The 24,385-nt window shown below is 40.3% G+C and carries 19 protein-coding genes; 11 read left to right on the top strand and 8 right to left on the bottom strand.

What is annotated here, in order from left to right; all coding sequences use genetic code 11:
• Positions 1–74: 74 nt before the first annotated feature.
• The gene (locus MNY66_RS13525; protein ID WP_047255903.1) at positions 75–1,145 is read left to right on the top strand and encodes a tartrate dehydrogenase; all 1,071 of its coding nucleotides are present in this window, start codon (positions 75–77) and stop codon (positions 1,143–1,145) included.
• Between the two features lie 74 nt (positions 1,146–1,219).
• Here MNY66_RS13525 and idi read toward each other — a convergent pair whose 3' ends face one another.
• From idi to narX, 3 genes are all read right to left on the bottom strand, one after another.
• Positions 1,220–1,771 (bottom strand): isopentenyl-diphosphate Delta-isomerase, encoded by a 552-nt coding sequence (gene idi / locus MNY66_RS13520; protein ID WP_241501073.1) that lies wholly within the window; start codon positions 1,769–1,771, stop codon positions 1,220–1,222.
• A 329-nt stretch (positions 1,772–2,100) separates the two neighbouring features.
• On the bottom strand, positions 2,101–2,760 hold the full coding sequence (gene narL, locus MNY66_RS13515; RefSeq protein WP_047255901.1) for a two-component system response regulator NarL: 660 nt from the start codon (positions 2,758–2,760) through the stop codon (positions 2,101–2,103).
• Positions 2,761–2,762: 2 nt separating this feature from the next.
• Positions 2,763–4,571: a nitrate/nitrite two-component system sensor histidine kinase NarX gene (gene narX / locus MNY66_RS13510; RefSeq protein WP_241501072.1), complete on the bottom strand. Its 1,809-nt coding sequence runs from the start codon at positions 4,569–4,571 to the stop codon at positions 2,763–2,765.
• Positions 4,572–4,961: 390 nt separating this feature from the next.
• Between narX and MNY66_RS13505 the strand changes: the two genes are divergently transcribed.
• The 5 genes from MNY66_RS13505 (at position 4,962) to narI (ending at position 13,146) form a co-directional block, all read left to right on the top strand.
• Complete coding sequence (locus tag MNY66_RS13505; protein ID WP_241501071.1) at positions 4,962–6,356, top strand: NarK family nitrate/nitrite MFS transporter; 1,395 nt, start codon at positions 4,962–4,964, stop codon at positions 6,354–6,356.
• A 79-nt stretch (positions 6,357–6,435) separates the two neighbouring features.
• Positions 6,436–10,200 (top strand): nitrate reductase subunit alpha, encoded by a 3,765-nt coding sequence (locus tag MNY66_RS13500; RefSeq protein ID WP_047255898.1) that lies wholly within the window; start codon positions 6,436–6,438, stop codon positions 10,198–10,200.
• Entirely contained in the window at positions 10,200–11,753 is a 1,554-nt protein-coding gene (gene narH, locus MNY66_RS13495; RefSeq protein ID WP_047255897.1) for a nitrate reductase subunit beta, read from the top strand. The genes MNY66_RS13500 and narH overlap by 1 nt, the downstream gene beginning before the upstream one ends.
• Positions 11,750–12,472: a nitrate reductase molybdenum cofactor assembly chaperone gene (gene narJ, locus MNY66_RS13490; RefSeq protein WP_241501070.1), complete on the top strand. Its 723-nt coding sequence runs from the start codon at positions 11,750–11,752 to the stop codon at positions 12,470–12,472. The genes narH and narJ overlap by 4 nt, the downstream gene beginning before the upstream one ends.
• Positions 12,469–13,146, top strand: coding sequence for a respiratory nitrate reductase subunit gamma (gene narI, locus MNY66_RS13485; protein WP_047255895.1), 678 nt, complete (start codon positions 12,469–12,471; stop codon positions 13,144–13,146). Before narJ ends, narI begins: the two co-directional genes overlap by 4 nt.
• Before the next feature lie 196 nt (positions 13,147–13,342).
• Here the strand turns inward: narI and MNY66_RS13480 are convergent, their stop codons facing one another.
• Complete coding sequence (locus MNY66_RS13480; protein WP_241501069.1) at positions 13,343–14,269, bottom strand: DUF808 domain-containing protein; 927 nt, start codon at positions 14,267–14,269, stop codon at positions 13,343–13,345.
• A gap of 209 nt (positions 14,270–14,478) precedes the next feature.
• Between MNY66_RS13480 and MNY66_RS13475 the strand changes: the two genes are divergently transcribed.
• Complete coding sequence (locus MNY66_RS13475) at positions 14,479–15,468, top strand: glycosyltransferase (RefSeq protein WP_047255893.1); 990 nt, start codon at positions 14,479–14,481, stop codon at positions 15,466–15,468.
• A 73-nt stretch (positions 15,469–15,541) separates the two neighbouring features.
• On the opposite strand, the gene uriH is transcribed toward MNY66_RS13475, so the two are convergent.
• Positions 15,542–16,483, bottom strand: a complete 942-nt coding sequence (gene uriH, locus MNY66_RS13470; protein WP_241501068.1) for a uridine-preferring nucleoside hydrolase UriH — start codon at positions 16,481–16,483, stop codon at positions 15,542–15,544.
• A gap of 274 nt (positions 16,484–16,757) precedes the next feature.
• On the opposite strand from uriH, the gene MNY66_RS13465 reads away from it, so the two are divergent.
• From MNY66_RS13465 to MNY66_RS13450, 4 genes are all read left to right on the top strand, one after another.
• On the top strand, positions 16,758–17,513 hold the full coding sequence (locus MNY66_RS13465) for a helix-turn-helix transcriptional regulator (protein WP_241501067.1): 756 nt from the start codon (positions 16,758–16,760) through the stop codon (positions 17,511–17,513).
• Positions 17,514–17,892: 379 nt separating this feature from the next.
• The gene (locus tag MNY66_RS13460) at positions 17,893–19,194 is read left to right on the top strand and encodes an NAD(P)/FAD-dependent oxidoreductase (protein ID WP_047255890.1); all 1,302 of its coding nucleotides are present in this window, start codon (positions 17,893–17,895) and stop codon (positions 19,192–19,194) included.
• A 33-nt stretch (positions 19,195–19,227) separates the two neighbouring features.
• Positions 19,228–19,596: a cupin domain-containing protein gene (locus tag MNY66_RS13455; RefSeq protein WP_047255889.1), complete on the top strand. Its 369-nt coding sequence runs from the start codon at positions 19,228–19,230 to the stop codon at positions 19,594–19,596.
• A 47-nt stretch (positions 19,597–19,643) separates the two neighbouring features.
• Complete coding sequence (locus MNY66_RS13450; RefSeq protein ID WP_241501066.1) at positions 19,644–21,137, top strand: aldehyde dehydrogenase family protein; 1,494 nt, start codon at positions 19,644–19,646, stop codon at positions 21,135–21,137.
• A gap of 114 nt (positions 21,138–21,251) precedes the next feature.
• Here MNY66_RS13450 and MNY66_RS13445 read toward each other — a convergent pair whose 3' ends face one another.
• From MNY66_RS13445 to MNY66_RS13435, 3 genes are read right to left on the bottom strand one after another with little or no spacing between them, the layout of a single operon-like run.
• Positions 21,252–22,580 carry an amidohydrolase gene (locus MNY66_RS13445; RefSeq protein ID WP_241501065.1) on the bottom strand — a complete coding sequence of 443 codons (1,329 nt, stop codon included), beginning with the start codon at positions 22,578–22,580 and terminating at the stop codon, positions 21,252–21,254.
• A gap of 15 nt (positions 22,581–22,595) precedes the next feature.
• Positions 22,596–23,072, bottom strand: a complete 477-nt coding sequence (locus MNY66_RS13440; RefSeq protein ID WP_047255887.1) for a hypothetical protein — start codon at positions 23,070–23,072, stop codon at positions 22,596–22,598.
• A gap of 2 nt (positions 23,073–23,074) precedes the next feature.
• Positions 23,075–23,878: a DUF3100 domain-containing protein gene (locus MNY66_RS13435; protein ID WP_047255886.1), complete on the bottom strand. Its 804-nt coding sequence runs from the start codon at positions 23,876–23,878 to the stop codon at positions 23,075–23,077.
• Between the last annotated feature and the right edge of the window lie 507 nt (positions 23,879–24,385).

The raw sequence follows: 24,385 nt of genomic DNA, 5'->3' as shown, positions 1-24,385 counted from the left end.
TGTATTTTATCATAGCGTATCGTAAACTGTGGGTGATAACTATTTAATTAGCATAATTAAAATCAGAGGTGGGCATGGCGGATCAATTTTCTATTGCGGTTATTCCTGGGGATGGTATTGGGAAAGAAGTTATTCCTGAAGGGCTGAAAGTTTTACAGGCTGCAGCAAAGCAGCAAGGTGTACAGTTAAATTTTACCCATTTTGATTGGTCTTGCGAACGTTATCACAAAACGGGTCGTATGATGCCAGAAAATGGCATTGATAAATTACGTAATTTTGATGCGATCTTTCTTGGTGCGGTAGGATTTCCGGGAGTTCCTGATCATATTTCATTGTGGGAATTATTGTTAACCATCCGCCGAGCATTTAATCAATATGTGAATTTGCGACCTGTACGTTTATTTGAAGGAATACAATCACCATTAGCTAATAAAAAACCAGGAGATATTGATTTCTATGTGGTTCGTGAAAATGTAGAAGGTGAATATTCATCTATTGGTGGGATCCAATATGAAGGAACTGAGGATGAAGTGGTTTCTCAGCAAAGTATTTTTACCCGTAAAGGTACAGACAGGATTTTAAAATATGCGTTTGATTTGGCGCAATCGCGAGAGAAAAAACATTTAAGTTCAGCGACTAAATCGAATGGCTTATTTCATTCCATGCCCTATTGGGATAGTCGTGTCGCTGCCATGGCAAAAAATTATCCAGAAGTGCGTGTTGACCAATTTCATATTGATATTTTTGCGGCTAATTTGGTTCGTATGCCTGAATTTTATGATGTTATTGTTGGCTCTAATCTATTTGGTGACATTTTATCTGATTTAGGGCCAGCCTGTACTGGAACTATTGCGATAGCCCCTTCAGCAAATATTAATCCAGAAAAAGATTTTCCTTCGATGTTCGAGCCAGTTCATGGTTCTGCCCCTGATATTGCAGGTTTGAATATTGCCAATCCTATCGGGACTATTTGGGCTGCGGCAATGATGATGCAACATTTAGGCTGTCCTCAAATACATGATATTATTATGAATGCTATAGAGACTGTGATTAGAGAACGGCGTTCATTGACTCGTGATATGGGGGGGAAGGGCAGTACACAAGAATTAGGTCAGGCAATTACTGATATAATTATCTTGCAGTAGCTTTATGAAAATAAAATTAATTCTCTTAATTATGGGAATTAATTTTTTATTTTATTTAATTATTAATGAAATATTTATATTGTTACTGGGGTTTGCAATTGAGAAAACCAATTTTCTATAGTTGAAGCAGGGTAATGAGTTAAAATAATCTTCAGCCACTCAGTATAATTTTGCGGATTATTCTTTATTTCATCATATAAGTTTTGAATACCAATCCAGCGCGTTGCTGCAACTTCTTGAAGATTAGGACTGATGCAGTCATCAAATAAGCCAATATAAATATGATCGTATTCATGCTCTATTAACCCACCATTTACTTCAGATTGATAGATAAATTCGCCGATATGGGTCAAATTGCTGGAAATATTTAATTCTTCACCTAGCCTACGATTGGCGGCATCTAGTGTTAGCTCTGCTGGCTTAGGATGGCTGCAGCAGCTATTTGCCCATTGCCCTGCTGAATGATATTTATGAAAGGCTCGTTGTTGTATCAGCAATTGACCCTGTTGATTAAATAAGAAAATCGAAAAGGCGCGATGAAGTTCACCTAACTGATGAGCTTGCATTTTGGGCATCGTCCCTCGTGGTTTATCATGCTTATCAACTAAAATGAGTAAATCTTCCATTTTTCACCTTAATATTCGGGCTATATTATTTCAATGATTAGTTATAATATTAACGTATTATTAAATAATTTATTATTTTATTTTTTATGTCTAATTTGGATTGAATTGTCTTTATCTTTATTCAATTGATTAGATATAGCAAATAATAAAAGATATTTTACAATAATTTACTTTTTATAAGTATTTAGTTATTAAGCTAAATTTAAAAGTCGAATTCAAGAGTAATTAATATAATAAAAAAATAATTTCAACTATTAATATATTAAATAAAGTTATTTTTAATAAAACCTAATTATTAGAAATTATTAATAATCAGGTTTTATTTTAGATTATTTTTGTTGGTGTACCCAGACAGCAGCTTCAACACGTGATTTTAAGTTTAATTTCTTTAATAAATGTTTAACGTGAACTTTAACCGTACTTTCGGTAATATCCAGTTTACGCGCGATCATTTTATTGGCCAATCCTTGCGCGATTAAATCTAAAATATCTCTTTCTCGAGGGGTCAATGAGGCTAAATTATTACTATCATCATTATTACGACCTTCACGTAATGACGTGGCTAGAATAGAGGTTAAGGTTGGGCTAACGACCATTTTTCCTGCTGCCGCTTGTTTTAATGCTTCTAATAAATCTTCTGGTTCCATATCTTTTAGTAAATAACCATCAGCGCCGCGCTTTAATGCGTTAATTAAGTCATCACCGTAATTAGATACAGTAAAAACAATAATTCGGCCAGAGAGCTCTCGTCTTCTTAGATTATCTAAAGTTTCAAGCCCATTCATACCTGGCATATTAAGATCTAATAGGATTAAATCGGGATCATATTCTTCAGCGAGTTTAATACCTTGAACGCCATCACCAGCTTCACCGATAACGTTAAGTTGAGGAGCCAAACTAATTAGTTGCTTAACACCGCTTCGTAGCATCGGATGATCGTCTATTAGTAAAATGGTGGCTTGTTGTGTATCGCTACATTGCTTATCCATGATTAATTTACTCCATCACTTTTTGTATTTATTGTCTTCGGGGTGAACGGGAAAGTCACGCTAACATCCGTGCCCCCTAATTTCCTTGGGGTAATAACACATGTACCATTTAGGCTCTGAGCTCGTTCTTTCATAATAATTAGCCCATAATGATTCTGTTTTTCAGGATTTGGCTCAATTCCCTCGCCGTTATCACTAATAATAACAATGATTTTATTATCTTGTTTAGATAAAGAGATAGCCGCCCAATTGGCATGTGCATGTTTGAGGATATTACTTAGTGCTTCTCGGATAATCTGTATGATATGTATCGCCTGATGAGATGAAACACTTTTTGCTGGTAAATTATAATCGAGTTCAATGATAAATCCGAGTCGCTGATTAAATTCATTGAGGGTATTCTCAAGCGATGGTAATAACCCTGGTTCGGCAAGTTTTAAGCGGAATGTGGTTAATAATTCGCGCAATTGGCTATAGGCTGAATTAATTTCTTGGCGCATTTCCCCTAATAAGACTTGGCAATTTTCGGGCAGTGTATTGGCTTGCATTTGTAAATAGCTGATTTGCATTTTTAAACAAGAAAGCGATTGTGCGATTGAGTCATGTAATTCTCTGGCAATCGCCGAACGTTCATCCATTAATAATAATTGTTGTTGTTGTTCAATTTGATATTCCATCGCTAACATGCCAGAGATTTGTTTGACCAACATGAGCACCAGATTATCTTGCTCTTGCGATAACGTATTATCTGGAGTTGTTTCACCAATAATTACGCCATAGCGATGAATATTATCGGCCAGTTCCCAGCTAAGAATAGCCGGCTCAATAAGCGGCTTATAATCCATATTTTGCTGACATATTTGGCAGTTGTTATGTTGGCAATCTAGATGGGGTTGATTTTTATAACAAAAAATTTCGTTATAATATTTTTCGTTATTATCTTCATATAGACGAAAACGTAAGTTTTTTACGCTTGTAATTTTTTGTAGTTCAATTAAAACCTGCTGTATTTTTGCACATATAGGTTCACGAGAATGTAGTGTTTGATTAGATTGATATAAAAAAGACAGTTGCTGATTTTTATGCCATAGGTCGGCGGTTTTTTCTTCTACTCGTGCTTCAAGTTGATGATAACTTTCGGCTAATTCATCAGACATTTGATTTAAAGTAAGACCTAATGCATCTAATTCATCTTGTTTACCAGTGACGGGATAGCGTTGACTGAAATCTTTATGTCCAATGGCGCTAACAATATTAAGCAGTCTATTCCATGGATAAAGAAATTTGCGTCTTAAATGGCAGATAGTGCAGATTAATAGTAAAAAAACTAAGGCGATAAACATGATTTGCGTCATCGCTACGTAGGTAAATTTATTCTCCGTAGTTTCATCGATGATATACACTAGATGATCTAATTTATTTACAAATTCAACCACTTCATTTTTAGCTTCATTAGGATTTTTAGCTAATTCTAATGTTGGCCTCAGTCTATCTTTCCAGTAATGAGTGATATCAGATAATTGTGCGGAAAGTTTCTCTGCTTGTACTGCTTGCAATAATTCGTCACTGGTTAGTGTCTGCTCTAATTCCTCAAGATAAGGTTCAGAGGTCTTATTTAATGGGAGCAAAGAGAGTAGACGATAACTCTGCATTCTTAATGAGCCTGATTTATTAATTGCATGTGCATTACCTTGCACACTGATAATCATTCGATTAGAAATTGTCATACCGATAATTCCTAATATTGCAATGAATAGCATTAATCCAATAACTTGATTAATAATAGAAAATCGCTTAGATCTTGGTATCATATTACAACCTATTAGCTATCGGTAATATTATAAATAGCGGTTTCATGGGTGAATTAGACTCTTAAAAGAGGAGTCGTTTTGTCAAATATTAATCGCTTAGACTCATGACGTATTGTTAAATTAATCAGATAAATTAAATATACTACTTTATAGTTAATACTAAATATCTCGTGGTCAATCTTATAGGTCTATTTACTCAGTAAAAATAGAGTGCGAGTTTATTTTTTATTTAAAAATCAATTAATAAACTTTATTACCTCTACGTGCCTCTAAAGTATTATTATGTCGGCGAGGCTAAAAAATAGCCACTTATCCATTGATTTAGATCATCTAAGTTTATTCTAATTAATTACAAACTCAGCCCAGAAATACTATCCACTGGGGTGAGTAATGAGTCAATTATCGAAATCTAATAATAGCAACAAAACTGAACGTATTATTCAGGATTGGCATCCTGAAGATAATAAATTCTGGCTACAAACAGGAAAAAAAATTGCAACCCGCAATTTATGGATCTCCATTCCATGTTTGTTATTAGCGTTTTGTGTTTGGATGCTTTTTAGCGCAGTAGCGGTGAATTTAAATAAAGTCGGCTTTAATTTCACCACCGATCAGTTATTTTTATTAACGGCCTTACCTTCTGTTTCTGGCGCAATCTTGCGTGTGCCTTATTCGTTTGTTATTCCTATTTTTGGTGGGCGTCGCTGGACGGCTATCAGCACAGTGTTTCTTATTATTCCTTGTGTATGGCTTGGATTAGCTATTCAAGATACGACAACACCTTTCAGTATCTTTGTCATTATTTCGCTACTTTGTGGTTTTGCTGGCGCTAATTTTGCTTCAAGTATGGCGAATATCAGCTTTTTCTTTCCTAAAGCACATCAAGGCGGTGCTTTGGGCCTGAATGGTGGCCTAGGAAATTTAGGCGTTAGTGTCATGCAGTTGGTCGCTCCTTTTATCATTGGCGTCGGTGTATTTAGCATCTTTGGTGGCGAAGGCGTTGTACAGGATGATGGCAGTTCGCTGTGGTTAGAAAATGCGGCTTGGATTTGGGTACCTTTTTTACTGTTTTTTACTGCAATGGCGTGGTTTGGCATGAACGATCTTGCGGCCAATAAGGCGTCACTAAAAGAGCAGTTGCCAGTATTAAAACGTGGGCACTTATGGATACTCAGCTTGCTGTATTTGGCGACATTTGGCTCATTTATTGGGTTCTCTGCTGGGTTCGCTATGCTGTCTAAAACCCAATTTCCTGACATTGTTATTCTCAAATTTGCCTTTTTTGGTCCATTTCTCGGGGCATTAGCTCGCCCACTTGGCGGCATGTTGTCTGACCGTTTTGGCGGGGTAAAAGTAACTTTAATTAACTTTATAGTGATGGCTATTTTCTCCGGTTTATTGTTTTTAACCTTGCCTGTTCATGGTCTTGGTGGCTCTTTTATTGCCTTTTATGCGGTGTTCATGGTGCTGTTTTTAACTGCAGGATTAGGCAGCGGTTCTACTTTCCAAATGATTGCAGTGGTATTTCGGAAAATAACCGTAGATCGCGTTAAAGCCCAAGGTGGCAGTGATGATGAAGCACAAACAAAATCAGTAACGGAAAGTGCCGCTGCTTTAGGGTTTATCTCTGCTATTGGCGCAATGGGCGGTTTCTTTATCCCTAAAGCTTTTGGAACATCATTGGCATTAACCGGCTCACCTGCTGGAGCAATGAAAATCTTCTTCGTATTTTATATCGTTTGTGTCTTGGTCACTTGGCTAATCTACGGACGTAAAAGTAAATAATAAATTCAAAATATAAAGATAACCTTTATTAAGCAATGTACGGCATTGGCAGCGCCAGTGTCCTCAGGAGGCAATCCGAATGAGCAAGTTTTTAGATAGATTTCGCTATTTTAAGCAATTAGGCGAAACCTTTGCCGGTGAGCACGGTCAAGAATTGAACGTCAACCGCGATTGGGAAGATGGCTATCGTAGCCGTTGGCAGCACGATAAAGTCGTACGTTCTACTCATGGTGTGAACTGTACCGGCTCATGCAGCTGGAAAATTTACGTTAAAAATGGGTTAGTCACTTGGGAAACTCAGCAGACCGATTACCCGCGTACCCGCCCTGATTTGCCTGATCATGAACCACGTGGTTGCCCGCGCGGAGCGAGCTATTCATGGTATTTATATAGTGCTAACCGGGTTAAATATCCAATGGTTCGTAAGCGCTTACTTAAGCTATGGCGTGAAGCAATAGCTCAGCATTCAGATCCGGTTAATGCGTGGCTCTCGATTATTAATGATCCACAAAAGGCTGAAAGTTATAAACAAGCGCGAGGCCGTGGCGGATTTGTCCGTTCTAGCTGGCAAGAGGTTAACCAATTAATTGCTGCGGCAAATGTGGCGACTGCAAAAGAATTCGGCCCTGACCGTATTATCGGTTTCTCGCCAATTCCTGCGATGTCGATGGTCTCTTATGCAGCCGGCGCCCGTTATTTATCCTTAATTGGTGGTGCTTGTCTTAGCTTTTATGATTGGTATTGCGATTTACCCCCTGCTTCACCTATGACTTGGGGCGAACAAACCGACGTTCCAGAATCTGCAGATTGGTATAACTCATCTTATATTATTGCTTGGGGATCTAATGTTCCGCAGACACGAACTCCGGATGCTCACTTTTTTACCGAAGTTCGCTATAAAGGAACCAAAACTGTTGCGGTAACTCCGGATTACGCTGAAATTGCTAAGTTATGTGACCATTGGTTGAATCCGAAACAAGGGACGGACAGTGCGATGGCGATGGCGATGGGCCATGTCATCTTGAATGAGTTCCATGTTAAACGTGAAGCTGAATATTTCCGTGAGTATGTACGTACTTACACCGATATGCCGATGTTGGTACGTTTAGACGTACGTGAAGATGGCTATTATGTACCAGGCCGTATGCTGCGGGCTTCTGATCTGACCGATGCTCTCGGTGAGCAACAAAATGCCGAGTGGAAAACGGTGGCTATCGATGAAAATAATGGGGAATTGTGTATTCCACAAGGCTCGATGGGATTCCGTTGGGATGGCAGCGGCAAGTGGGATTTAGAACCGCGAGATGCTGCCAATAATCAACCGTTAAAAATGCAATTGAGCTTAGCGGGCAAACATGATGATGTGCTGGATGTTGGCTTCCCTTATTTTGGTGGGATTGAAACCGAACATTTTAATCATGTTGAGCTAAAAGATGTTCTGCTGCATAAACTGCCAGTTAAACGAATTCAATTATCTGATGGTAGTCAAGCATTCGTGACCAGCGTATATGATTTGATGCTGGCTAATTACGGTATTGATCGTGGTTTTGACGATCAAAACTGCGCGAAAGATTATGATGATGTAAGGGCTTACTCACCGGCATGGGCAGAGCAAGTCACAGGAGTAAGCCGCCAGAATATTATTCGTATTGCGCGTGAGTTTGCGGACAATGCAGAAAAAACGCATGGTCGCTCTATGGTGATTGTCGGCGCGGGTATTAACCATTGGTATCATATGGATATGACCTACCGTGCGATTATCAATATGTTGATTTTCTGTGGTTGTGTTGGACAAAGCGGCGGCGGTTGGTCGCATTATGTTGGCCAAGAGAAATTACGCCCACAAACGGGTTGGTTACCGCTGGCCTTCGGTTTGGATTGGCAGCGCCCACCACGACATATGAACAGTACGTCATTTTTCTATAATCATTCCAGTCAATGGCGCTATGAAACGGTAAATACTCAAGAATTATTATCACCGCTGGCGGATAAAACCCGTTTTAGCCCAAGTTTAATTGATTTAAATGTGCGTGCTGAACGTATGGGCTGGCTTCCTTCTGCCCCGCAATTAGCCACTAATCCGCTTAATATTGCTAAACAAGCGGAAGCTGAAGGTTTATCGGCGGTTGATTATACGGTTAAGCATTTAAAAGACGGTAGTTTACGCTTTGCTGCGGAACAACCTGATAATCCGCAAAATTTCCCACGAAATCTATTTATTTGGCGTTCTAATCTTTTGGGGTCAGCAGGTAAAGGGCATGAATATTTACTGAAGTATCTGCTAGGTACTGAGAACGGTATTCAAGGGAAAGATTTAGGCGAACAAGGCTGGGTTAAACCAGAAGAAGTGGAATGGCAGGATGAAGGCGCGAAAGGTAAAGTTGATTTAGTGGTGACACTGGATTTCCGTATGTCCAGTACTTGCCTATTTTCTGATGTAGTGTTACCAACCGCGACTTGGTATGAAAAAGACGATATGAATACTTCGGATATGCATCCATTTATTCATCCACTGTCTGCTGCCGTTGATCCAGCCTGGGAATCCAAAAGTGATTGGGAAATTTATAAGGGCATCGCGAAAGCCTTTTCAGAAGTCAGCGTCGGCCATTTAGGGAAAGAAACCGATGTGGTGACCTTGCCTATCCAACATGATAGCGCGGCTGAAATGGCACAACCGTATGATGTTCAAGATTGGAAAAAAGGCCAGTGTGAGCTTATTCCGGGCAAAACAGCACCGCATATATTGACAGTTGAGCGTGATTATCCCGCGACATACGCACGTTTCACCTCTTTAGGTCCATTGTTAGATAAATTGGGCAATGGCGGTAAGGGAATTAGCTGGAATACGCAAGATGAAGTTGAATTTTTAAAACGCTTAAATCAAGTTCAGCCAGAAGGTGGTCCGAATGCGGGACGTCCTAAAATTGAGACAGCGATTGATGCGGCTGAAGTTATTTTATCATTAGCGCCGGAGACTAACGGTCAGGTGGCGGTAAAAGCGTGGGAAGCTCTGGGTAAAGTGACGGGGCGTGACCACACGCATTTAGCACGTAATAAAGAAGATGAAAAAATTCGCTTCCGCGATATTGTCGCGCAGCCGCGTAAAATTATTTCGAGCCCAACATGGTCTGGTTTAGAAGATGAACATGTCTCGTATAGCGCAGGCTACACTAATGTGCATGAAATGATCCCGTGGCGCACGATTAGTGGCCGTCAGCAATTGTATCAAGATCATGAGTGGATGCGCGCGTTTGGTGAGAGTTTAGTGGTGTATCGTCCGCCGATTGATACTCGCGCAGCACAGCCGTTATTGGGCGCTAAGCCGAACGGTTTCCCAGAGAAAGCGCTTAACTTTTTGACTCCGCATCAAAAATGGGGAATTCACTCAACTTATAGCGATAACTTATTGATGCTGACATTAGGCCGAGGCGGCCCTGTGGTTTGGCTCAGTGAAGACGACGCGAATCAGTTAGGCATTCAGGATAATGATTGGGTGGAAGCGTTTAATGCGAATGGTGCATTGACGGCAAAAGCTATTGTTAGCCAACGTATTCCTGATGGGATGATCATGATGTATCACGCCCAAGAACGTTTAATTAATTTACCCGGCTCAGAAATTACCCAGCAACGCGGTGGGATCCATAACTCAGTTACACGAGTCTGTCCAAAACCGACACATATGATAGGCGGATACGGTCAGTTAGCGTATGGCTTTAATTATTATGGAACGGTCGGGTCAAACCGTGATGAATTTGTGGTGGTGCGTAAAATGAAACAAGTTGATTGGCTCGATGGTGAGCAAGATGGTTATCAACAGACTCTGAGCGGGAAGGAGAAAGCCTAATGAAAATTCGTTCTCAGGTCGGCATGGTCTTGAATTTGGATAAATGTATTGGTTGCCATACTTGTTCTGTGACCTGCAAAAATGTATGGACCAGCCGCGAAGGTGTTGAATATGCGTGGTTTAATAATGTAGAAACTAAGCCAGGTGTCGGATATCCATTAAATTGGGAAGACCAAGAAAAATGGAAAGGCGGTTGGATCCGTAATATTAAAGGCAAATTAGTACCTAAAATGGGTAATAAAGTCGGGGTATTATCAAAAATTTTTGCTAACCCAGACGTTCCTGCATTAGATGACTATTATGAGCCTTTTGATTATGACTATGGGCATCTGAAAAATGCCCCAGAAGGTAAGAATGTACCGACGGCTCGCCCTCGCTCGCTGATCACAGGGCAGCGTATGAGCAATATTAATGGTGGGCCTAATTGGGAAGACGATCTGGGCGGTGAGTTCGAAAAACGCGCCCACGATATGAACTTTGCCAATATGCAGAAAGAGATGTATGGGCAATTTGAAAATACATTCATGATGTATTTACCGCGTTTATGTGAACATTGTTTAAATCCGGCTTGCGTGGCTACGTGCCCGAGCGGAGCCATTTATAAACGTTCTGAAGACGGGATTGTCTTGATTGATCAAGATAAATGTCGTGGCTGGCGGATGTGTTTGACTGGCTGCCCGTATAAAAAAATCTATTTCAATTGGAAAAGCGGTAAATCAGAAAAATGTATTTTCTGTTATCCACGTATTGAATCAGGTATGCCAACCGTATGCTCAGAAACTTGTGTTGGGCGTATCCGTTATTTAGGCGTATTACTGTACGATGCCGATAAAATTGAGCAGGCGGCAAGTGTTGAGAATGAAAAAGATCTGTACCAAAGTCAGTTAGATATTTTTCTTAATCCGCATGATCCTGCGGTTATCGAGCAAGCTCAAAAAGATGGAATCCCGCTCAGTGTAATCGATGCCGCGCAGAAATCACCGGTCTATAAAATGGCGATGGAATGGAAACTGGCGTTACCTTTGCATCCTGAATATCGCACGTTACCAATGGTTTGGTATGTGCCGCCATTATCCCCGATCCAATCGGTAGCAGATGCTGGAATGCTAGCGCATAACGGGGTGTTACCGGATGTCGAAAGTTTACGTATCCCGGTGCAATATCTGGCTAATTTATTAACAGCGGGTGATACAGCCCCCGTGTTATTAGCGTTAAAACGTATGTTGGCGATGCGCCATTATAAACGTGCGGAAACCGTCGAGAAAAAACAAGATTTACAAGCGCTAGAGCAAGTGGGATTGACTGAAGCCCAAGCGCAGGAAATGTACCGTTATTTAGCGATTGCTAACTATGAAGATCGTTTTGTGATCCCTTCTAGTCACCGGGAATTAGCTGCTGAAGCCTTCCCTGAAGCGAAAGCTTGCGGTTTTAGTTTTGGAGATGGCTGCCATGGCAGTGACAGTAAATTCAATTTGTTTAATAGCAAACGAATTGATGCCATTGATATCACACCAAAAACAGCTTCGACAAACTCAAAGGAGAACTCATTATGATCTCTCTAAAAGTGATTTCTTGCTTACTTGAATATCCTACAGAGGAGCTTTGGGCGCATCGTGATGAATTGATCGAGGCGCTAGAGCGTGCCGATGAATTACCGTTTACACAAGCGGTGCAATTAATGATGTTTGTGCGTGAATATACTAGCGTACCTTTGCTTGATAGACAGGCTGAATATTGCGAATTATTTGATAAAGGCCGAGCAACATCATTGCTATTATTTGAGCACGTACATGCTGAATCTCGCGATCGTGGTCAGGCTATGGTCGATTTAATGGCGCAATATCAACAGAATGGACTGCAAATTGATAGCCGTGAATTGCCGGATCATTTACCGCTATATTTGGAATATCTAACTACACTGCCAGCCAAAGAGCGACAAGAAGGGCTGCTCAATATTGCCCCTATTCTTGCCTTAGTTGGGGAGCGTTTAAAGCAACGTGAAAGCCGCTTTGCTAAGTTGTTTGAGTTGTTATTAGTGCTATCAAACAGCGAATTAGAGACCCAACAGCTCAGTGAACAGGTCGCGAAAGAAGCTCGCGACGACACGCCCGAAGCGCTGGATGCAGTGTGGGAAGAAGAACAGGTTAAATTTTTTGCCGATGATAAAACCTGTGATAGTGATATCTCGCGTCATCAGCGCCGCTTTGCTGGCGCGGTAGTGCCACAATATCTCGATTTGGATTCTGATTTAACATCAGGAGTGAGCAAATGAATTATATCAATCAATTCTTTTTTGATATCTATCCGTACATTGCCGGTACGGTATTTTTGGTCGGTAGTTGGCTAAGGTACGACTATGGGCAATACTCTTGGCGTGCAGGATCTAGCCAAATGTTGGATAAAAAAGGCATGCGTTTGGCCTCTAATTTATTCCACATCGGGATTATTGGGGTATTTGCTGGGCATTTCTTAGGCATGTTAACACCTCATTGGATGTATGAATCTTTCCTACCAATGCATATTAAACAATTGATGGCGATGATTGGCGGTGGGATCTGTGGCGTATTAATGTTGATTGGCGGGGCAATGTTACTTAAACGCCGTTTAACTAATCCGCGAGTGAGAGCAACCTCCAGTTTCGGAGATATTCTTATTTTGACGTTGCTGGTGGTGCAAGTGTGTTTAGGTTTACTGACTATTCCATTTTCCGCGCAACATATGGACGGCAGCGAAATGTTAAAACTGGTGGATTGGGCGCAATCCATCGTTACTTTCCACTGGGGCGCGGCTGCCCATCTTGAAGGTGTTGCATTAATCTTTAAGTTGCATTTAGTTTTAGGAATGACGCTGTTTTTGCTGTTTCCATTCTGCCGTTTGGTACATATCTGGAGTGCACCAATCGAATATTTAACACGCCGTTATCAGCTAGTAAGAAATCGCCACTAGTTGATATTGTTAGCAATTTAGTTAAATATTCCAATCCAGTTAAATTTAGTTAAACATCAGCGGAACCCGGGGATATTGACAGTTATCCCCGTTCTCCAGCAGAACGATTTACAATTATTGCTGCGCTTAAAGCCCCCATCTCTTATGAGATGGGTTTTTTTTATGTTGATATAGCCTTATAAATATGTTGCATACATTACGCATTGTTAGGCTGTTTTTTGAAGCGACTAAATATGGTGATCACTCCAACCAGCAGTAAACCAGCAATAACACCGGCAAGCATATTAAGCAGTGTCGGAGTAATAAGGGGTAAAATATGACCAATCACCGGGACAGAACTTGCGCTGGTGGTCAGAGATTCAATCGGCTCATGCAGCAGGCTAATACCATGGGTTAGAATCCCGCCCCCCACCATAAACATGGCTGCAGTTCCGACGACAGACAGTGTTTTCATTAGGTAAGGAGTGGCGCTGATTAAACCATCGCCGATTTTTCTCAACAGCTTCGATGCTGTTTTTTGCAAATAAAATCCCAGATCGTCAAGTTTAACGATCCCCGCGACTAGACCATATACACCAATAGTCATCACAATGGCAATGATAGATAACACCACGACTTGATTCAGTAATGTTGCTCCTGCAACTATGCCCAGAGTCAGTGCAATAATTTCTGCCGAGAGAACAAAATCGGTACGAATAGCACCTTTGATTTTTTGTTGCTCATACGCTGAAATTTCTTCAGCCGTCATTACCGGCGTAATATCTTCATTATTATGACTTTCTTTTCGATGCAAATATTTATGTACCAGTTTTTCAGCACCTTCAAAACATAAGAATGCTCCCCCCAACATTAATAACGGGGTAACTGCCCAAGGCGCAAATGCGCTGATCAACAGCGCGAGTGGGACTAAGATCAATTTGTTACGAAACGATCCTTTTGCTACAGCCCAAACGACAGGGATCTCTCTATCTGCTCGTACTCCGGTGACTTGCTGGGCATTCAGTGCCAGATCATCGCCTAAAACTCCTGAGGTTTTTTTAGCGGCAACTTTGGTCATCAATGCGACATCATCTAATACTGCGGCGATATCATCTAATAAGGCTAATAAGCTACTTCCAGCCATGTTATTTCCTTAGCACAGGGTGAATAATCAATTGAATAATAATAAAAAATGCGTAGGTAAATAGTAATACCTAGATAATTTATTTTAATATTATATTCTATAAATATAGAGTATACGGGTCTTATTTTCGCCTTTACATGAATTGTTGGTGTGATATTTTAATCGTTTATTTTTAGTATAAGCAATTCAGGATTTTATAAGGTTTAAATATGTCCTCTCGACCCATATTGAGTATTGTTGCTGCGGTTTATAACGGTGGTAAATTTCTCGTCCAGTTTTTTGATAGCTTATTAGCGCAACAGCTGGATAACTGGGAGCTTATTTTAGTTAATGATGGATCAACGGATAACAGTGCAGCATTGATCTGCCAATATCAAAATAAATTTCCTAATATCAAGATTCTAGAGCATGAGAATCAAGGCGTTTCAGTAACTCGTAATCGCGGTATGGCTGCTGCGACAGGGCATTATATTACTTTTCCTGATATCGATGATGTTATCCATCCCGGGATGTATAAGCGCTTATTGGAAATGGCAGAGACCAATGAATTAGATGTCGCAACCTGTAATGGTACCTACATTTATACTGATGGCTCGCCGGAAAAAACAATTTTCCCTCCTAACCGAGTACCTTCGACGGGGGTGATTTCTGGTGCTGAATGGCTACAAATCGGATTAAGTTCACGTAAATTTTTGCATGTTGCTTGGCTGAATGTATATCGTCTGGATTTTTTGACAGCCCATCAATTTGCTTTTGAGCCAAAATTACATCATCAGGATATTCCTTGGACCACTGAAGTACTATTAGCCGCACAACGCGTACAGTTTACTAATAAGTCATTTTACGATTATTTAGTCCATAATCAATCGGTATCCCATTCACTGCAAGGCGATGAACGACAGGTGCGTAAAATAAACACCTATTTGAAAATTATAGATATGCTAATGGCTATTTATCAGCGTTATCCTGATCAAGTTAAACAGGCACCCGCCTGTTTGTGGCAAATCGGCAAAGAAGGATTAGGGGTGATCCTCGCGATTATGTCGATTGAATCCCCCGAGCTAAAGCGACAGATGGCGAGAAAATTTTTAGATAATGGTTATTGGGATATTGTGTGGCGCAATGCCACTAGCTTAAAGCTACGTTGGCGTTTGATTCGTCGCTATTTACCATTAAAAAAATTAGTAAATAATCAATAAGTTAATAAAATCCGAACAGCGTGTGGTGATATTTTATTTGCTGTTCGGTATGTTACTCATGATTTTAATTAGCTTAGTTCAGATTTTTTAATGCGTTTATAAATAATTGCCATAAACGCGGATTATCCAAGCTGACGGCGACTTGTGTATGGCAGTCCGGCGGTGCAGGATGACGGAAATCAGCAACAGTCATTCCACAGGTTAATTGCCCCTGAAGTTCGATATTTATCGGTACTCGTTGAGTGGTTATTAACGTTTTATCTATCACATAAGCCACAGCACAAGGATCATTAACCGGGGCGTAATCTGTAGCTTGATTACGTTGGCGGTAACCAGCAGTGTAATAATTCATGGAGTCGGTAACAAACTGGCTAATCGGTGTATTTAATGCTGCAATATCAGCCATAATTTGTGCGGTTGGTTTGGCTTGATGGGTTAAATCTAACCCCACCATGGTTAATGGCCATTTCTCGTTAAATACAATATGAGCAGCTTCGGGATCAATACGAATATTGAATTCAGCGACCGCAGACTGATTACCTATATGGTAACCACCGCCCATTAAAACCACTTCTTTGACCAATTCTACGATTTCTGGTGCTTTTCTTACGGCAAGGGCAATATTGGTTAGCCCTCCAATAGGAACCAATGTAATGGTTTTTGCTGGATGTGATTTTAATGTTTCAATAATTAAATCAACAGCATGGCGATTATCTAAAGCTAAGGTAGGTTCAGGTAAATGGGTTCCATCGAGCCCGCTAATTCCATGAACTTGTGCGGCATTTTGAATTGATCTGATTAAAGGACGATGACAGCCGGCAGCGATCGGTATATTTTTCATGCCTGCAAATTGGGCTATAGTGCGCGCATTATGGGTGACTTTTTCCAGTGTTTGATTACCGACGACTGTTGTAATTGCCAGTAAATCAATATCTGGATGCCCCAGTGCCAGTAAAATAGCCATTGCATCGTCATGCCCCGGATCGCAGTCAAGAATGATCTTCTGTTGTGTCATAGTTCCTCCTAATTAAATATATTCAATCATATATGACTAAGCATAGATTTCCTGTGAACTAAAAGCGGTTTATGCCGCTTAATTTAGGCTCTCTCTACTTTTGCAGAATAGTATTTAGAATAGTGTCCATGATAGTGTGATTTAATTAACATATTAATAACATAATAATTGAGCTTCTTGGCTGAATGTGTTTTTTATAGACAGGCTTAAATTTTAGCCACAGGTATAAAATAGGATTCATTAATATTGAAATGAAATAACTTATGGGGGCCAAATGGAAGGATATATAGAGAGGTTACCGCAAGTGATCGATGCTGTCGCAACCGATAATTTTTATCCTAACCTATTAACTTGGCTCGGTGATTTCATTCCGTTTGATAATGCCATTATTTATGCGTTTGAAAACGACACACCGCCACACTGTTTAATCAAAGTGGAACATCGAAATAGTGACCTGTTAAATCGGATTTACCAGCAAGGGGCATATTTAATGGACCCATTTTATCAGCAATTAATTAAAGGTGGCGATAATCAACTACTTACTTTAAAAGATCTTGCACCAAATGGATTTTATCATACTGATTATTATCTGAATTTTTATCGGAAAACCGGTTGGCAAGATGAAGCTGGATTATTGATTGAGCTGTCGCCAGATAAACGAATAGGGCTATTTTTTGGTAATGAAGAGCAGCAATTTAGGCTAGAAAAGCAGCGCCAAACCCAGTTTAAAGAGGCTATTGAGATTATTTCTAGCGTCGCACGATTACATCGTCAAATACAAATAGCCACTGTTGCCGAGCCTTCAACTCCTTCTATTCAGTCAAATGTTCGGCGTCATTTTAGTTTAACCCCAAGAGAGTATGAGGTGGTTGAACTCATTTTAGCAGGTAAAAGAACGCCGTATATTGCACAAGCGTTATTTATTAGTCCGGGTACGGTGAAAAACCATCGTAAAAATATTTATCAAAAACTAAATATTAACTCTCAAGCTGAATTGTTTAACTTATTAATGAACTTAAAAAATCCATAATTTATTATAAATTAAGCCGATTAATTAGTTTTTAACTTAATACCGATGTTTTAAGGTGATAAAATATATTTATCCATATAAATCAAGTGATTGAAATATTGATATTCAAAGTAAAGAATAAAGATTAAACATTTTTTTAGGCTGGTTTGTACGATGGATTATGCTGCATCATATATGCTGATATATCACTAAATATCAGTCTAATAGTTTGATAAATAATGATTAAATTAATTTTAGATCATGGTTTTATTTTTGTTCATTTTTCTATACTCATCACAAATGTTAAATAAATGTTTATAATGTACCTAAAGGGACATATAAAAGTTAATCCTAGGTGAAGATAATCAAGGTTATGACAAGATACTAACAGGGTATCCAAATGAATAATCAAGTTGAATCATTAACCTATTACTCGGCAACGAAAAAATATGATTTACGCTTCCCGACGTTAACCGAGGATCTAGATGTTGATGTTGTGATCATTGGTGGCGGTTTCTCAGGGATCAACACTGCATTAGAGCTGTGCGAAAAGGGCATCACCAATATTGCTATTTTGGAAGGTCGTTATCTCGGTTACGGGGGAACAGGACGCAATGGTGGGCAAGTTATGGCGGGGATCGGCCATGATCTCGACGTGATCAAAAAGCACGTTGGTACCGATGGTTTAGAAACCATATTTAAAATCAGTAATATGGGTGCTGCAATTATTCGTGAGCGTATTGCAAAATACAACATTGATGCTGATTTTTGTCATGGCTATGCTTATCTGGGCAGTAATCAACGGCAAGAAAAAACTTTACGCAGTTGGATAAAAGAGTTTCAAGCTATCACGCCAGACGAAGATATTGAGTTTTATACCGGCTCAGAAGTGAGGAAAGTGATTGGCTCCGATGCCTATACCAGTGCAATAAAGCATATGGGGGGTGGGCATGTCCATTCATTAAATCTATTGTTAGGTGAAGCAAAAGCCGTTAGCGAGTACGGAGCTAAAATCTTTGAAAATAGCCAAGTGCTGAAAGTCGATTATGGCGATAGAGTCACAGTTCACACGGCAATGGGATCAGTTCGTGCGACAAAAATGCTTTGGGCGTGCAATGCCTTCCTCGATGGCTTAGAGCCAGCGCTCTACAGTAAGACCATTAATACCTATGCATTCCAAATGATGACCGAAGAGTTATCCGACGATCTAATCAATCAGATCAGCCCGATCCGTGGCGCATACAGTGATATTCGCCCGGTGATCGATTATTACCGAGTCACCCGAGAAAACCGCTTATTATTTGGCAGTGCAACCGGCTTTTTAGAGTATATTCCGGCGGATCTTAAAGCGTGGAATCGTAACTTAATGCTAAAAGTTTTCCCCTATCTCAACGATGTAAAAATTGAATTAGCCTGGGGGGGACCAATGTGCTGTAGCGCAAACTTATTTCCACAAATTGGCTCATTACCTCAGCATAAAAATGTATTTTTTGTGCAGGGATATTCCGGTTTTGGCGTAACCCCTAGCCATATTGTCTGCAAAGTTCTTGCTGAAGGGATGGCTGAAGGATCACCGCGTTATGAGCTGATGAGTTCTATTCCCCATGCCACTATTCTTGGTAAAGATAGTTTACGCAATGTGATTGTCTCCCTTGGTAAAATTTGGCACCAAACCTCGGGCTATTGGCAAGGGCGTCGTTAATTAATTCTCCCTAACTTAACAAGGTATAACATCATGATTTCTCCTTTATTACTGAATAAACCTCTGCCAGAACTGCTGAATATTGGAAGCGTAACTCATCTTGGCTCTGAGGTAGTTTCCGGGGATCCACAAGCCAGTGTCGCCATGATCCATGGTGAACCGACGGATAATCTGACTTGTGGTATTTTTGCTTGTACCACCGGCAGTTTCAAAATGACCTACCCATTTGATGAAATGGCAACGGTCTATGAAGGCTCAGTTAAATTAACCGATTTAACAACCGGCGTAATGGTTGAATACCAACGTGGTGATAGCTGGTTTGCAGTAAAAGGCACGGAAGTTCTTTGGGAAATTACCGCAGAGCGTTTTGTGAAACATTATATTGCCTGCGTAAATGGCTAACTGCTCAATAGAGTTGCGAAAGAGCCGTGAAATAGTGGAGAGGAAAGATGAGTGACATTGCCTTATTACCCGAAGTGAGATCGTTTATTCAGCGCCAACACGGGCATTATATTAATGGCCAAGCGGTGCTTGGTAACGGCGCAAACAGTTTCTCTGTGATAAATCCGGCGACAGAACAAGTGATCGCGACAGTTAATGGGGCAACGCTGGGCCAAGTTGATGCGGCGATGCAGGCAGCATCAGCTGCATTTCAAGGCGTATGGGCACAAACTACACCCATGGAACGTGGCCAATGCTTGAATCGTTTAGCAGATTTATTGGAAAAACATAATGAAGAACTCGCTCAGTTAGAAACATTATGTTCTGGTAAAACTATTCAATTATCGCGTGTTCTTGAAATTGGCTCTTCCGCTCAGTTTTTACGCTATTTTGCAGGATGGGCGACCAAAATCAGTGGCGAAACCTTGAATGTTTCTTTGCCTTCTTTCCATGGCGAGCAATACAGCGCATTTACGCGCCGTGAACCTCTGGGCGTGGTTGCAGGAATTATTCCGTGGAACTTTTCCATTATGATTTCGATATGGAAGCTTGCCGCAGCGCTGACGTGTGGCTGTACCATTGTACTGAAACCGAGTGAATTCACGCCCTTAACGATGCTTAGAGTGGCTGAATTAGCTAAAGAAGCTGGCATCCCCGATGGTGTAATTAATATTATTAACGGTGATGGGCGAGAGCTTGGTCCTGCATTAATCAGCCATTCGTTGTGTGCAAAAGTGACTTTTACTGGCTCGGTACCCACTGGGCTTGCAGTCGGTAAAGCCGCGATGGACGGTAAACTGACTCATGTGACGTTAGAGTTAGGCGGTAAAAATGCAGCAGTTTTTCTGGCTGATTTATCGGTAGATAAAATGGTTGAGGGGATAATTGAGGCGGGTTACCTGAATCAAGGACAAATTTGTGCCGCCGCAGAGCGTTTTTATATCCCAGCTAAATTAATTTCACCGGTATTGGACGCTTTAAAACAACGTCTTGCGGGGTTTAAAATTGGTTCTCCATTGGATGAATCGACAGATATGGGGCCGTTAGCCAATAAAGCCCATTACGATAAAATTCTTAAATTATTTGCTCAAGCACGCAGCGACGGCAGTGAGATTATTTACGGTGCTGAACCATTGGCAGGAGCGGGTTATTTTGTTTTACCGACGATCATTCGCGCGCATAGCTCCAAAGATCGTTTGATGCAAGAAGAGACGTTTGGACCCGTAGGGACCTTTTTAGCCTATGACGATGAAAACGAGCTTATTTCGATGATCAATAATACGCCTTTTGGGTTAGCGGCGAGTGTGTGGACCAACGATCTGGGTAAAGCAATGCGTATGATCCCACACATTAAAGCTGGGACGGTATGGGTTAATATGCATACGTTTCTCGATCCTGCGGTTCCTTTTGGTGGGACCAAATCATCAGGGATCGGCCGTGAATTCGGTAGTGCGTTTATTGAATATTATACTGAACTGAAATCGATCATGATACGTTATTAATTATTTGATAATTATTAGAATTAGATAATTAAGGCCACCAATATCTGGGGGCCTTAACTGCTTTTTAAACACTATTTTAAGTGCTATTTTTATGTATTATCGCAAACTGAGCCATTATGATGCGTTCTTAAAGCTATTAATGAAAGCGAGATATTCATCTTTAGACATCAACGGTTGATAGTTAGCTAATAGCTCTTCTGCGGGTTGTGCATCGTCAAATAGCAGATCAATAATGGTCATTGCCATCATTTGGGCTGGGCGAATATAGGCCATATCCTCATCGAAAACCGTATAATCCTTGCCATGCAATCCTCCGCGAATAGAGCCTATCCATGGGTGGCTAACCGGCATAATATGAGATAAATCACCAGTATCGGTACTGCCTGTCATATGTTTAGCGACCCAAACATTTTCTTCACCAATTAAGTGCTCAGCATTTTGTTGCAATAAATTATTCAGTGAACTGTTGTTATATAGCGGCAAATAACCGGGGAGATCTTTGACTTCAACATCGGCACCGACAGCCATCGCTCCAGCAACTAATGCTCTGGTAATTCGTTCATTGGCATCTATCATCGCCGGTACGTTGGACGCTCGCACATAGCTTTCTAGGCGAACATCACTTGGGGTGACATTAACGAGATCGCCCCCTTGGGTAATAATGGGATGGAAACGCACATAGTCTTTTTCTTGGAAGGTTTCTCGAATCGCATTAACCCCCATTATCCCCATCATGGCAGCATTTAGCGCATTGACACCTAAATGAGGTGCGGCAGCCGCATGGGATGGTTTTCCTTTGTAATTAATTAATTTACCGACGAAACCGTTGGTGGTGGTTGATATTTCAATAAAACCATTATCACGTTCAGGTTTTACACTAGTTAAGTGAATTTGTAATGCCATATCGATGTCATCAAATTCACCGCGAGAAATTAATTCAGGTTTGCCACCAATAAAGCTAATTTTGCCCTGTTCAATTAATTTATTACGATATGCTAGTTCAACATATTCCTCTGCGGGAACGGCAAAGGGGACAACATCACCTGCTAAATAAGCCATTGCACCTGAGTCAATTAATCCCATGGTGACAGCCATCATATTGGCGATTTGCGCATTGTGTCCACAGCAGTGAGCTGCGCCTGTTTGATCATCAGCATCAGGATGTTCGGCGCATAAAATCGCGTCCAGTTCGCCTATTACCGCAATCGTACGTTTACTGGCTTTTCCACCTTTTAAGCGGCCTTTGACTCCGGTAAGTGCTAATTTATTACGGTAAGGAACCCCCAATGCTTCAAACGCCTGTTCCACTTTTTGCGCTGTTTTAGTCTCTTTAAAACCTAATTCTGGTTCGCGCCAAATATTTTCAGCAAGTTGTTTTATATCATTTTTTCTGGCTGCAATTGCCGCACAAACCTGCGATTTAAGCTGTTCTTTAGTCATCATAAGTATTTTCCTGAATTAAATTACGCCACTCCATGAGAGGGTTAATTGCCCGATAAGTGCCGCGAATAAGAAGGTTCCTGAGAATACAGCGAGAGAAACAGGGATTATTCTCCATGAAATCGCTTTAAATTTATCGATATCTTTGCCTAAAGATAAACCGGCAAAGGCCAGTACCACGGTACTGATGACGGCAATCGATACTTTGCTAGTCATGGCTATCATTTCTTTATCGTAAGGAAATAATGGGGAGCATAATAGGGCAGAAATAATTGAGACCCAGAAGATCACTGGTAGTTTATTGAACAGTGGGATTTGGCCGATAAGGTAGGCAGCAAAGGACATCACAGCCAGTAAAGCCATTGCTATCAAAGTATCGATAAAGAGAGTAGAAAATAATCCTCGGCCAGACATAGAACCACCGACGGCATCCCCTAATGCGGTTATAATCATCAGTAAAACTAAAATGATTGCAATTTCGATGAGTTTTTTCATTATTAATTATCCTTATTATCCAGTGTACAAACATCATCGATAGCCCGTTTTCTGCTTAGTTTGTTATATAAGAACGAGGCAAATGGCAAGGAAAAGAAAATATAGATATACAGGCCGAGCACGGAAGACATCAGATTAGCCGAAGATGAAAACGCTTGAATATCCGCCGCTTGGTCAGGATAAATTTCGAGTAATGGGGCTACGGCCGCAGCGAGCATTGAACCACTACCAACGCCTGCACCCATAGCTAAGGCTAATGGACTAAGAATATTTAATCCGGCAATAACACTGGCGAGAACCCCCATCCATATGGCGCCAAATAAGGTTCCACAAATATACATCGCCATGACTCCCCGGCCTTCTGGAGAGCTTAAGCCATATTTAGCTTCGATGATCGCAATATTGGGTTCTCGTCCGACGGAATAAGTCGCGCCAACGGCTTCACGACCCATGCCAAGCATAATGGCTAGCGGTAATCCTAATAAAATCGTGCCAATAAAGTGTCCGACTTCTTGCAAAACTAATGCACCGCCAGCTTGTATGATTTTTTCCCATGAGGCTCCAACCGAGGTGCTTAATTTAGCGATTAATAACACTAAGGCCACACTCATGATTGAGGCTGCTCGCGCCATATTTTTTTCGTTTAGTATTTTAAATTTAGGAAAACTTATGACCCCACCCATTAACATCGAATAAAGCATAGGAAAAACCATCACTAAGCCAATCTTTATTTGTCCGATAGCTTCTGCCAGTAATATAATAAATATACTGACTAGAAGTAGTTTACTGTCTTTTAATATGTCCATAGAACTTCCTTTTGAGGAATTATTATAATCAATAATATACTGTGGCTAAAAATTACCCTGTCAGCTTCATACTACTTAAAATATTATTTTATTGGCAATATGCAAAAAAGGAATATTTAATTAAATTTTTGCATGTGTAGTGTTATTGGTTAATTTTAATTATGTTATCTGTTTTTTTGGTTTTTAGTTATCATTTAATTTTTCATATAAAACAGCACATTGACTTTTCTTTGCAGATGATAATGATTATCTGTAATGTTTTTTTGGGCTAACTAAATAATATATTTTAAATTAAAAATATATTTGATAATTTGTTATCGTGGGATAAATAATTATTAAAAAGACTTTTTATGATGAATTATTAATGGGGATAAGGCTAAATAAATAAAAAATTATTATATGTAAGCAGTATTTCTTATAATTCTAAAATAATATCATTTTAATGAAATCTAGTTATTAAATTCAATTAAAGATATTTATTTAGCAATAAACACTGAGTTTAAGGTG

The organism is Moellerella wisconsensis (assembly GCF_022592395.1).
Classification (GTDB): Bacteria; Pseudomonadota; Gammaproteobacteria; order Enterobacterales; family Enterobacteriaceae; genus Moellerella; species Moellerella wisconsensis.
Note: the sequence above shows the minus strand (reverse complement) of the source record. Positions and strands in the feature narration are given on the sequence as shown.